The sequence below is a fragment of the Sellimonas intestinalis genome, from assembly GCF_001280875.1.
Taxonomy (GTDB): domain Bacteria; phylum Bacillota; class Clostridia; order Lachnospirales; family Lachnospiraceae; genus Sellimonas; species Sellimonas intestinalis.
Window position 1 is genome coordinate 59,828 of record NZ_LGAJ01000001.1, and the last position, 12,714, is coordinate 72,541.

9 protein-coding genes are annotated in these 12,714 nt (G+C 46.0%); 4 read left to right on the forward strand and 5 right to left on the reverse strand.

Features of this window, described 5'->3' with window-relative positions; all coding sequences use genetic code 11:
- On the forward strand, positions 1-645 hold the full coding sequence (gene pcp, locus AOA56_RS00315) for a pyroglutamyl-peptidase I (RefSeq protein ID WP_024734021.1): 645 nt from the start codon (positions 1-3) through the stop codon (positions 643-645).
- A gap of 183 nt (positions 646-828) precedes the next feature.
- Here the strand turns inward: pcp and dltD are convergent, their stop codons facing one another.
- From dltD to dltA, 4 genes are read right to left on the reverse strand one after another with little or no spacing between them, the layout of a single operon-like run.
- Positions 829-2,004, reverse strand: coding sequence for a D-alanyl-lipoteichoic acid biosynthesis protein DltD (gene dltD, locus AOA56_RS00320; RefSeq protein WP_048621232.1), 1,176 nt, complete (start codon positions 2,002-2,004; stop codon positions 829-831).
- Complete coding sequence (gene dltC, locus AOA56_RS00325) at positions 2,001-2,237, reverse strand: D-alanine--poly(phosphoribitol) ligase subunit 2 (protein WP_024734024.1); 237 nt, start codon at positions 2,235-2,237, stop codon at positions 2,001-2,003. Before dltC ends, dltD begins: the two co-directional genes overlap by 4 nt.
- Positions 2,238-2,257: 20 nt before the next feature.
- Positions 2,258-3,418: a D-alanyl-lipoteichoic acid biosynthesis protein DltB gene (dltB, locus tag AOA56_RS00330; protein ID WP_053768734.1), complete on the reverse strand. Its 1,161-nt coding sequence runs from the start codon at positions 3,416-3,418 to the stop codon at positions 2,258-2,260.
- The gene (gene dltA / locus AOA56_RS00335; protein WP_024734026.1) at positions 3,415-4,953 is read right to left on the reverse strand and encodes a D-alanine--poly(phosphoribitol) ligase subunit DltA; all 1,539 of its coding nucleotides are present in this window, start codon (positions 4,951-4,953) and stop codon (positions 3,415-3,417) included. Before dltA ends, dltB begins: the two co-directional genes overlap by 4 nt.
- A 163-nt stretch (positions 4,954-5,116) precedes the next feature.
- Here dltA and AOA56_RS00340 point away from each other — a divergent pair, with 163 nt between their 5' ends.
- Entirely contained in the window at positions 5,117-6,220 is a 1,104-nt protein-coding gene (locus AOA56_RS00340) for a PucR family transcriptional regulator (RefSeq protein WP_024734027.1), read from the forward strand.
- A gap of 93 nt (positions 6,221-6,313) precedes the next feature.
- Complete coding sequence (locus AOA56_RS00345; protein WP_024734028.1) at positions 6,314-8,605, forward strand: hydratase; 2,292 nt, start codon at positions 6,314-6,316, stop codon at positions 8,603-8,605.
- A gap of 112 nt (positions 8,606-8,717) precedes the next feature.
- Here the strand turns inward: AOA56_RS00345 and AOA56_RS00350 are convergent, their stop codons facing one another.
- Entirely contained in the window at positions 8,718-10,127 is a 1,410-nt protein-coding gene (locus AOA56_RS00350; protein ID WP_024734029.1) for an amidophosphoribosyltransferase, read from the reverse strand.
- 1,223 nt (positions 10,128-11,350) lie between these two features.
- Here AOA56_RS00350 and AOA56_RS00355 point away from each other — a divergent pair.
- Positions 11,351-12,714, forward strand: a 1,364-nt coding sequence (locus AOA56_RS00355; RefSeq protein ID WP_162224682.1) for a tetratricopeptide repeat protein, incomplete at its 3' end; no start/stop codon positions are given.

Here is a 12,714-nt window from a genome sequence, read left to right on the forward strand (position 1 = left end):
ATGAAAGTTTTGGTTACAGGATTTGATCCGTTTGGGGGAGAAAAAGTTAATCCAGCTTACGAAGCAGTGAAGCTGCTTCCGGATACCATTGCGGGGGCAGAGATCATCAAGATTGAGATCCCGACCGTATTCACAAGAAGCGCGGAAGTATTAGAGGAAGCGATTCAGAAATACCGACCGGACGTTGTGCTGGATGTAGGACAGGCTGGCGGACGTTCCTGCATGACAGTGGAAAAAGTAGCGATCAATTTAAAAGAAGCAAGGATTCCGGACAATGATGGAGAGCAGCCATTTGATGAGCCGATCCGAGAGGACGGCGAGACGGCATATTTTTCCACGCTTCCGGTAAAAGCAATGGTAGAGAATATGAGAGCACATGGAATTCCGGCTCACATCTCTTACACAGCAGGAACATATGTATGTAACTGTATCATGTACAATGCACTATATCTGGCAGCAAAGAAATATTTAGGTGTACGTGCAGGATTTATACATGTACCATTTGAGAACGGTCAGGTAGTCGATAAAGCCAACGGTACACCATTTATGTCTCTGGAAATGATCGCAAAAGGACTGGAATACGGAATTGAAGCGGCAGTTACAACTACAGATGATGTTCAAAAAGCAATGGGAGAGACCCATTAACGTTCTTTAGAATTAAGGGGGCGTGTTCCAATGTATTGGAACACGCCCTAAAAATAAGAAAAAACTTAGAACATATTGTAGACAAATTTAGGCGCTGTAGACAGATTTGCATACATAAGATACAAATAGATTGCCAGGATCATACAATAGAAGATGGCTGTCCAAGCCGCAAACCGAACGTATTTATTCTTTTTCATGTCCTTGATAAAAGTGATAAAGGTCTTCATTAATTACTGCCCATCCTTTCTTTCCAATGTGAACGCCGTCCTCAAAAAAGTATTTGGTGTACTCCTGATCAGAATAATCCAGCAGTGATGCGTGATACTTTTTGGCGATTGTGCGTATTTTTTTGTAATAGTCAGCTCTGGCTTCTTTAGGAAAACCGGTGTAGTCGTACCAGTAGCCGTTGACCGGGAGCATGACTAGCATCGGACGTATGCCGAGATCCTCACAAACGTCGAGAAAGCAGCTCAGATCTTCGTACTCTGGTGAAGTGCTATAACTTCCGTTTACACTTTGGTTTTTCTTTTTCTTAAGAGACGGACGGATCAAACGCTTGTAGACGTTGTCATCCATATAGAAAGGATTGCCTTGGTTATGTTTGTCCCCGTCTTTGATGGACTGATCGATCAAGGAAACGAAATCTGGAGTATCGGATGTTTTCGAGCCAGAGGATTTTCGCACGATCCGGTCTTTGATAAGCTGCATCATCGTAGTCTGAAGTTCCTTTTCTTCCATAAACCGGGTGAAGATCCTGTAATTTACACGGTCGAACAGGGAGGCGTCTCCTGTATAGAGAATTCGGTTATACTGAGCAATGCGATTTTGCATAGACGGATCTACAGACAGCAGCTCCTGGGAACGCCGGATCATATAGTCCTTGACTTTGGGACTCAGGTGTTTATTTTTCAGCATTGCAATATAGTGGGAGTCAGAGAACCGGGACGCAAAAGCTTCAGGCTGAACACCACTTTTGCGAAACCACTGAGGTGACAGAAACAGGATCGCCTCTTTTTTCTGTACCTCATCCCCCAGAGACGCCAGTGTGATGGCGTGACTGAGGGACTGATAGAAGCCGGCTCCGATCAGCATCATCTGGAACTTCGTGTTTTGAAAGACTTTGGCAGGGTGGTAGGGTGTCTTAACGCCATGTTGAAACTCCGAAGAACCAAAAGTCAGGATCGTGTCCTCGGTCAGATTCTGAAGGATTGCTTCTCTGGCCTGAAATTTGCCGTCCCCGGACCAGGAGGCAAAGGCGTTGCTGTCTACATGAATCCGACTCTCTGCCAGAAAATGAAGTCCCACTGCTGAGGTAAGGGCAAGCAGGAGCGCCAGGAAGAAAGCAAGAAGCCGTTTCATGACGCACTCCTTGTTTCCAGGTAAGCCACAATGCGGTTCGGCGTGTTGAATGTGCTACGATCTACTTCGGACGGCGCGACCAGAATACCAAGGTCGTCTTCAATGTCTGCAAGAAGTTCCGCAAAACCAAGTGAATCCATCAAATCAGACTCAAACAAGTCGATGTCTGGATTACTCCTTACAATATCATCCTCGCAAATCTTTTCCAAAATATCAAAAATCTGTTCTCTCATAAGTATTTTCCTCCTAAAAATTATGATAATCCGAGAAGCCACAAGAACTGTCCCGAAAAGATATAAAACCCGAAGATTACAAGCTGTAGTGTAATCAGCCAGGATAAGAAACGATACCACCGTTTTTGACGGTATTTTTTATAAAAACTTGATTTTTTCTTATACCATTCTGTGATGGCAAGTAGTACCCCGTGGTAAAGTCCATAGAGAATATACGAAGGGGTCACTCCATGCCAGAGTCCCATGACGAGCATATTGACAAGAAATCCTGCACAGGCTGCATTCAGCCGGGTTTTAAACCGCTTTTTCCGGATAGACTGAATCATAAACCGGGAAAAAAGAAAGTCCCGGAACCAGTGAGACAAGGTGATGTGCCAACGATCCCAAAATTCCTGAATATCAACGCTTAAAAATGGTTTTCGGAAGTTCTCAGGCGTCCGGATTCCCAGAAGATAACTGGTACCAATGGCCATAAGGCTGTATCCGGCAAAGTCGAAAAACAGGTAAAATCCATAGCAGTACGCGTAGAAGATAACGAAGTACCATTCCCATGCACCCTGTACCATTCCCATCCCCTTGAAGAAGATAGAAGCCAGAATCAGCTTATAAATCAGCCCCAGCAGGATTTTGAACACACCCTCCCCGGCAAGAGTCAAATAATCCTGACGGGAAGGAATATTGTTCAGATCCTGTAAAAACCGCCTGCTCCGGTCGATGGGACCGGAACTTATGGACGGAAAAAAGAGCACAAAGGCTGCAAAATCCAGGACGGGCATTTCCGTAATGAGACCGTCGTATGTCTCAATAATGATCTGTACGCATCTAAACGTCAGATAGGAAATACCAAGGAAGGCAAAGGTGGAGCCGTCCCAGAAACCGGCCAGCTTACTTAGAATCAGGGGCAGGATACTCAAGAACAGCACAAGTCGGTAAACAGCGGGACTTCTCCCGCGAGACACCCGGAAGGCCAGATATCCCTCAACCAAAAACAGCTCGGTTACAAAAAAGAGAGCCAGCCAAGCCGCTTGCTGCGGCTTGGAAAGGAAGGCTAGAGCCGTAAACAAAAAGGTTGCGGCGGTGGAATACCATTTTAGCGGCTGCTCCAAAATACCGAGCAGCATTGCGGGCATGAGGATAAAAATCAGCACGCAGAAAAACTGGTAGTTATCATAGAAACTCACGACAGCATCCCTCCCAGAGCCTTCCTATCGGCCTTGCCGTTGGATGTCATCGGCAGCTGGTCGAGGAAGATCAGTTTCTTGGGAATCATATAATCCGGAAGATATTCTTTGAGCGCCCGCTTGATCCGCAGAGATTCGGCAAAGGCATCTCCTGGGACGGTTTCCATCACAAGAAATGCGGTAATGCTTTTTGCCTTCCCGTCTCTCATATTAGCAACGGCGGCTGCATTTTTAATACCTGAAAGCTTCAAGAGGTGGCTTTCAATATCGCCAAGCTCAATTCGGTATCCGTGCAGCTTGATCTGTAAATCGATTCGGCCGCAGTAAAAAAGTTCGCCGTCGTTTAAGTATCCTTCATCCCCGGTCCGGTAGCCCCGGACAGTTATGCCGTCCTTCAAGGTACTAAAAAAGACAGGGGCCGAAAGATCCGGTCGCCGGTAGTATCCCGTGCTTACCGTATTTCCGAGAATGACGATCTCACCTTTCTCTCCGTCCGGAAGCGACTCTCCGTTCGGAGAATGGATTTCAATCCAGGTCCCTGGCTTTGGACGTCCGACCGGGAGAGGGTTTACATTCTGGATCAGTTCTGGTGTTATCTTCACCTCCGTCACGGCCACAGTGGACTCGGTCGGCCCGTAGGTGTTCATAATGATCGCATCCGGAAACCTCCCCGAAAGTTTTTCTGCCGTCCGGTTTGTCAGCGTCTCCCCGCAGAATAAAAACAGACGGAGCTGCGGAAGCAGATCGCTGTCAAAGTTCGGATCCCGCAGGCACATGTCGGCAAAGGATGGGGTTGAAACCCAGACAGATGCGCCGGAGTTTGCCAGCGCTGGGAGAAGCAGACTGAAGTCGGCCTGCTCTGTTTTCGTAAGCGGGAAAAGCGTTCCTCCGCAGGCAAGGCAGGTGTATAAATCCATCACGGACAGATCAAAGGAAAATGGCGCCTGATTTAAGAAGATGCGGCCCTCTTTCTCATCCCGTGTGTTCCCAAGGCCCACAGACCAGTCCAGATAGTGATTCAGACAGTCTGATGTGATCTGTACGCCTTTTGGGTTTCCGGTGCTTCCCGAAGTGAAGATCATATAAAACAGATCATCACCGGAAACCGGGGTAAGAGCCTCTGTCTCAGCGGGATCAGTCTCCTCGATCAGATTGAGAATGTCATCCTTTTTTATAAAGGAAACAGAAGCATCTGCACTTTCGGTTTCTTCCGGATCCTCACATGCCAATACAAACGGCGGCTGAATGTTCTTTATGATCTGCATAGTGCGTGACCATGGTACAGAGACGTCAATCGGGCAATAGCCCCTTCCTGATTTTACACATGCAAGAAAACAGATGAGCATCAGGGGACTCTTGTGTCCGTAGACCGGAATTGGCGTTCGGTTTTCTTTACAGAGTCTCTGGATGGCAGCCGCCAGGAGATCGGTACAGCGGGCCAGATCCCCGTAGTTTAGCCGGCCTTCTTTGCATATCATAACAGTGCGGTCAGGAAAGCGGGCGGCTGTCTGGCTGATTTCGTATAAAATATTCATAACTTTTCCTCCTGTAGTGCTTTACCAGTATCATAAAAAAAGAAAATGAAAAGTCAATACGATTTCGAGAACAGTAAGAAAACATTCAACAAATCTTAATAATCCTCATTTTACTTTTCAGCTTTTTTTGTTATAATGAATCCAATGAATGGAGGAAATCATCATGTTGTCAAATCAGGTACTACAAAGAACAATATCAGAAATAGAGAATATTGCAGGGGGATCTTGCTCTGTATGGGCGTTGGACGGACACCGTATTGTACAGGCGGGAACAGAGAGTCCGGGTGCCGGTGAGAGGATTCAGGCGTTTTTGGAGGAGATAAAAAAAGAGGAGATTATTCAGGGAATGGAGGAGGTACGAGCAGGATATGCGCTCTTTCTTGTGTGCGATGAAGAGAAGCCGGCCTATATTTTAAATATTGAAAATATGGGAGGTGAGAAGGCAGAGCTTGTAGGCCGTCTGGGCGCAAAGCAGATGGAAGGGCTGATCCGTGCCTACAAGGAAAAGATCGATAAGAATCGTTTTCTCCAGAATCTTCTTCTCGATAATATGCTTCTTGTGGACGTCTACAATCAGGCGAAGAAGCTGCACATCGAGAATGATCAGAAACGGATCGTCTTTCTGGTGGAGGCAAAGTCCAAGGACAACCAGATGCTGCTGGAGACGATGAAAGGGATGTATGCTTCCGGTATGAAGGATTTCGTGACGGCGGTAGATGAGAGCAGTGTGATTCTCGTCAAGGCGCTGGAGGAGACGGACGGTTATCGGGAGGTGTACGAGAGTGCAAAGAGTATTGCGGACACCGTATCCGCGGAGGCCATGGTTAATATCCGTGTTTCCTATGGGACGATTATCCACGAATTAAAGGATGTATCCAAATCTTACAAGGAGGCGGGGATGGCTCTGGATGTAGGTAGGATCTTCTATCCGGGACACAATATTCTGGCGTACAATGAGCTTGGTATCGGACGGCTCATCCATCAGCTTCCTCTTTCCCTTTGCGACATGTTTCTGAAAGAAGTATTTGGGGAACGGGATGTATCAGAGTTTGAGGAGGAGACGCTTTCCACCGTATATAAGTTCTTTGAAAACAATCTGAATATTTCCGAGACAGCACGGCAGCTTTATATTCATCGTAATACCCTTGTTTACCGGCTGGAGAAGATTCAGAAGCTCACCGGGCTTGATGTCCGGGTATTTGAGGATGCCCTGACATTTAAGATTGCGATGATGGTATCGGAGCACATGAAATATATGAATCAATAGATCGAAAACCGCAGAGACAGGCGTTATAGCTTGTCTCTGTTGTTTTAATGTGCTAAAATGAGGAAAGCAGAAAAGAAGGAGGCGATTGTCCATATGGTGAAATTATATGAAAATGGAGTTTACTTACTGCATGGAAGAGATATCATAGAAGACGGTCCGGAGGCGGCAGAGAAGCTGCGGGCAAAGAACGGGCACAAGGTTTTGAAGACGGAGGCAGCGGAGCAGACCATTTCCTACCGGATTTTGAAAAAACACAATGTTTCAGACAATATGGAGGATCTGAACATCAAGTTTGACAAGCTCACCTCTCATGATATTACATTTGTGGGGATCATTCAGACGGCGAGAGCGTCCGGCCTCGAGCGGTTCCCGATTCCGTATGTGCTGACCAACTGCCATAACAGCCTTTGCGCGGTGGGCGGAACCATCAATGAAGATGACCACATGTTTGGGCTGACCTGTGCGAAAAAATACGGCGGTGTCTATGTGCCGCCCCACCAGGCAGTCATACACCAGTACGCAAGAGAGATGCTGGCAGGATGCGGGAAGATGATTCTTGGATCAGACAGCCATACTCGTTATGGGGCGCTTGGCACCATGGCGATGGGAGAGGGCGGACCGGAGCTTGTCAAGCAGCTTCTGAATAAGACCTACGATATTCGGATGCCTGGTGTCATTGCCGTCTATCTGGATGGCAGGCCGGTAAAGGGCGTGGGCCCCCAGGACGTCGCCCTTGCCATTATTAAGGCGGTATTCCAGAACGGCTATGTGAATAATAAAGTCATGGAGTTCGTAGGACCAGGCGTTGCGAAGTTGAGTGCGGATTTCCGGATTGGTATCGATGTGATGACAACGGAGACGACTTGCTTGTCCTCCATCTGGGAGACGGATGAAGTAATCAGGGAATTCTACGAGATCCACGGACGAGAGGGTGAGTATGAGGAGCTTGCACCGGGAGATGTGGCATACTATGATGGCATGGTCTATGTGGATCTGAGCAAGGTGCGTCCGATGATCGCGATGCCGTTCCACCCAAGCAATGCATATACCATCGAGGAGGTAAACGCCAACTTGACAGATATTCTCCATGATGTAGAGGAGAAGGCAAGAGTGAGCCTTGATAATGCGGTACCTTATTCCCTCCAGGATAAGATCCGGGATGGAAAACTCTATGTAGAGCAGGGGATTATTGCAGGATGTGCCGGCGGCGGCTTTGAAAATATCTGTGCGGCAGCGGACATTATCCGGGGCAGAAATATCGGGGCGGATGCCTTTACGTTCAGTGTCTATCCGGCAAGTACGCCGATTTATATGGAGCTTGTAAAGAATGGAGCCGTTGCAGACCTTCTGGAGGCAGGAACGATTGTAAAGACGGCGTTTTGCGGACCGTGTTTTGGCGCGGGTGATACACCGGCCAATCATGCGTTTAGTATCCGTCATACGACAAGGAATTTCCCGAATCGGGAGGGCTCCAAGCTGCAGAGCGGACAGATTTCATCCGTGGCGTTGATGGATGCGCGTTCGATCGCGGCAACAGCAGCAAACAAGGGATATCTGACTCCGGCGACAGATTTGGACGTGGAATACAGCAGTCCGAAGTATCATTTTGACAGTTCCATTTATGCAAACCGTGTTTTTGACAGCCACGGAAAGGCAGAACCGGAAGTGGAAATTCAGTTCGGGCCGAACATCAAGGACTGGCCGAAGATGGCGGAGCTTCCACAGAATCTTCTGTTAAAAGTCGTTTCTGAGATCCATGATCCGGTGACGACGACCGATGAGTTGATTCCATCCGGCGAGACATCTTCCTACCGCTCCAACCCGCTGGGACTGGCAGAGTTTGCGCTTTCCAGAAAGGATCCGGCGTATGTTGGACGTGCCAAGGAAGTACAGAAAGCGGAGAAAGCTATTGAAGAGGGGATCTGTCCGTTAGAAGTGCTTGATGAGTTGAAACTGGTGATGGCGGAGGTAAAGAAGCGTTTTGCTAATGTAGGTGAAGGAAATCTTGGAATCGGAAGTACGATTTTTGCGGTGAAGCCCGGGGACGGTTCTGCAAGGGAGCAGGCTGCCTCTTGCCAAAAAGTACTTGGAGGATGGGCAAATATTGCCTGTGAATATGCAACCAAGCGTTACCGCTCCAATCTGATCAACTGGGGTATGCTGCCGTTTATTACAAAGGAAGATCACACCGCACTTTCTTTTAAGAACGGAGATTACATTTTTGTGCCGGATATTCGAAGGACGGTGGAGGACAAAGCAGATGAAGTCAAAGCCTATGTTGTGGACAGCGGTCTCAGAGAGATGACACTGTATCTTGGAGCATTGACGGATACAGAAAGAGACATCATTCTGAAAGGCTGCCTCATTAATTATTATCGAGGGTAAATTCAGAAATAGACGTAAGAAATATCAAAACTCATCAAAAATAAAAACCCTGCAGGGAAAAGCACCATGGTATGGCGCCGCAGTCCCTGCGGGGTTTTACAAAGAGTTAAATTTATTCTTCTCCGTTGAAGCAGTAAGTGCAAAGCTTACAGGAGTCGATTCCAATGGATTCGATCAGGTCATCCAGGCGATGATAACGAAGGGAAGTGAAATTCTGCTGTCTGCAGATTTCATCCAGCATTTTCTGGTAGCGGTCACTGTTCGGATCCGCATATTCTGCAAGAATCTCAGGAGAAGCGTCTCCTTCCCAGTCTCGGATGATCCGACGGGTAATCAGATCCAGCTCGGATTTGGAGCGGGAGAAGTTGAGGTACTTACATCCGTACAAAAGCGGAGGACATGCAGGCCTCACATGCACTTCTTTCGCACCGCTCTGATAGAGAAACTCGGTCGTCTCACGGAGCTGTGTTCCACGTACAATAGAATCGTCGATCAGAAGGAGCTTGCGATCCTCGATCAGCGCCTGTACCGGAATTAACTTCATGCGGGCGATAAGATTCCGCTGGCTCTGTGTCGTAGGCATGAAAGAGCGCGGCCAGGTCGGTGTATATTTAATAAATGGGCGGGCATATGGAATTCCGGATTCGTTCGCATATCCGATCGCATGTGCTACACCGGAGTCCGGAACACCTGCCACAATGTCAGGAGATACCGTTCCCGCATCCCTCTTGGCAAGCAGGCTTCCACATTTGTAGCGCATTTCTTCTACATTGACTCCCTCGTAGGAAGAAGTTGGGTAGCCATAGTATACCCAAAGGAAAGAACAGATCTTCATCTTTTCGAAAGGCTGTCCGACTGTCTCCACACTTTCCGGGGTGATGTAGACGATCTCTCCCGGTCCCAGCTCCTTGTAGTCGGAGTAGCCAAGATTGATATATGCAAAGCTTTCAAAGGAAACACAGTATGCGTCCTCTTTCCTCCCAATGACAACAGGGGTACGCCCATAACGGTCACGCGCGGCATAAAGCCCCTCCTGGTTCATCACGAGAAGTGTCATGGAGCCGTCTACAATCGACTGTACGTAACGGATTCCCTCCACGATGGAATCTTTCTTACAGATCAGGGAAGCGATCAGTTCTGTTGCATTGATCTGTCCGGTACTCATTTCCTGGAAATGAGAGTGCCCGTCCTGGAAGATCATCTTTAAAAGAGAATCCAGATTGTTAATCTTGCCGACCGTCGTGATTGCGAAGCTGCCAAGATGTGACTGAATCAGGAGTGGCTGTGGTTCAAAGTCGGAGATACAGCCAATGCCAAGATTTCCTTTCAGCTCATTCAGATCCTTGTCGAATTTGGTACGAAACGGGGAGTTCTCAATATTGTGAATGGCACGGCTGAAACCGGACTCTCCATGAGTCGCCATACCGCCTCTTCTTGTTCCGAGGTGAGAATGATAGTCTACCCCATAAAATAAATCAAGTACACATTCGCCTTTTGATGCTACACCAAAAAATCCGCCCATAGTATATGGTTCTCCTTTCCCATTCTAAAACAAATCTTGCGTTGACAATACTAATTTAGTTTAGCACGGATGGCCTGGTAAATGAAGAGGGAAATAAAATATAGATAAATGAATAAAAATTCAAAATAAAACAGATAATTTAGACAATTAAAAATTAAAAATGAAATAAAATAAAAAATAATTCAAAAAAGTATTGACAAATAAAGAGGCAAGTGCTATAGTTTAATCAATCCAAAAGAAAAGAAACCTGACGAGAAAGGGGTTCTTGGAACTGGAAGTTGTTTCACTTTCAGAATTGGAAATTTAGAAAAAGGAGGGCTTTTACCATTGGACAGCACGGAGTTCAAAATTCAATATGTTAGTGGTATTACAGATGAAGGTTCCCATGTTGAAAGCCTTTATCAATAAATAAATCCAGTAAATAGTTGAGTGTACAAAGTATATCGGAGATGTAACAAGCTGGAATATGAGATTGAAAATTCTGTAAGACATATTGAATATGATACCACATCAGTCAATAGTTCAAAGAATTAGAAGATGTGTAAAGAAACATCGCCTAAGGATCAGAAATTTTATTTAACCGTTTATCTTATATTTAATATGAGTTGATGAAAAAAGATTTGGTATGCGGATAATACAGGGGAGGAAGCCAAAGGGCAGAACCCATAAGTAGATTAGAATAAAAAGGAGAGGAGTTCTCTAAATTATAAAATTGAATATATCGGCAGAAGATTTGAAAAGTCAACAAAATTAAATATATTATAAAAGGAAGTAGAAAATCTGAGATCAAAGATTACATTAGCGGAAAATTAATCAGAGACTTTGAGTTATATATCGAATATAAAATAAAAAAGGCTTTTGGGAACCGGTAAATCGAAATGAAAGATTCCTCCGGTAAGAGAATTAAAAATATGATAAAATTGAATAAATAAAACAGCCATTATAAGAAAAATATATAATGGCTGTTTTTCTGTTGGTGATAAGTAAACATCCGGAGGTGACCGAGACGTTGGCAACTATCTTCAATACCGGAATGTGTCATCTGACACTTACAATGATTGATGTAATAGTTTTGTAATAATTAAGAAAAAAACGGCTCCAATTTTTTGACATTGACAAGTTGGTATGATACACTAAGAAAATGAAAAGATATATGATCCTTGCGAATAAAAGAACGATTTGAAGCTGCTATGATGAGCAAGTAATTAATGAGGTGAGCGACATTGGATAAATACGAGTATCGTGAAAAAACGGAACAAATAATGAAGTACGTCCAGACAAAGTCCTACGATAAGGCAAAAGAGATTGCGGAGACGATTGACTGGAAGCGTGTGAAAAATGCATCCATGCTTTGTACAGTAAGTGAGATTTATGAATATACCGGGGAGTATCAGAAAAGCAGAGAGATTCTTTTTATCGCATATGACAGAAGTCCGGGGAGCAGGAAGATTGTATACCGACTGGGAACGCTGGCACTCCGGCTGGGGGAGACGGAAGAGGCGCTGGATTGCTACGAGGAGTTTGTGAGTATGGCCCCGAAAGATCCAAATCAGTACATATTAAAATATAAGATTCTAAAAGCGCAGAATGCACCGCTTAAAGAGCAGATCCGTGTGTTGGAAGAGTTTAAGAAGGCAGAGTATATTGAAAAGTGGGCATACGAGCTGGCAGAGCTCTATGACAAAGCGGGGATGACAACGGAATGTCTCGAAGAGTGTGATGATCTGATTCTGTGGTTCAGTGATGGAGTCTTCGTACAGAAGGCGATGGAGCTGAAGATAAAATACAAGCCGCTTACACCACAGCAGCAGCAGAAATACAGGACTCCGGAAACCGAGGAGAAGTCCCAGGCGGGGAAGCCGGCTGCAGTGGAAACGGCACAGGAGGAAGAGCTGGAGAAGAAAGGTGAGATCTTGGAAGGGCAGGCATCACAAGGACAGACAGCCAAAGAGGAGCCAGATCAGAGCCAGGAAATACAGCCAGAGCCGGAAAAACTGGTTGATGTCGGCCAGGTGATTTCCATGCTTCAGGATGATGATAAGAGAGATGCTCTGATCAGGAAATTGGATATGTCCAGGGCGCTGACAGGAGTTTTTTTGCTTGGAATGGCTGTCGGGGGAAATCAGACAATAGAAGAAGTAACGCATATGTTGGGAAAAGGAGAGGGAGACGTGTACGAGACAGGACAGATGAGAATAGAGGAGATCCTCCGTCAATGGGAAGAAAGACAGAGAAAAAATGCAGCCGCCATTGAGGAAAAGAAAAAAGAAGCAGAGGAAAAGGCAGCCAAAGAGCGGGCTAAGGCCGAGAAGGTCTCCAAAGATACAGCAACAATTCTTTCGGAAGATATCCAGAGACTTCTGAATGAAATGGAATCAGAAGAAAAAGGAAGCCAGGAAGAAATGGGCGGTACGACAGAATCTATTGCAAGACTTTCTGAGTCTATGAAAGAGCAGCCAGAGGAAACAGTGTCTCAGGAAGAGCCTGCTGAAGAAGAGATTATGGAGGAGACAGTCGGAGAAACAGAAGAAGCTGGAGAGGAAGAAGAAGAGTACGAAGAAGAAGAGTACGAAGAGGAAGAGTACGA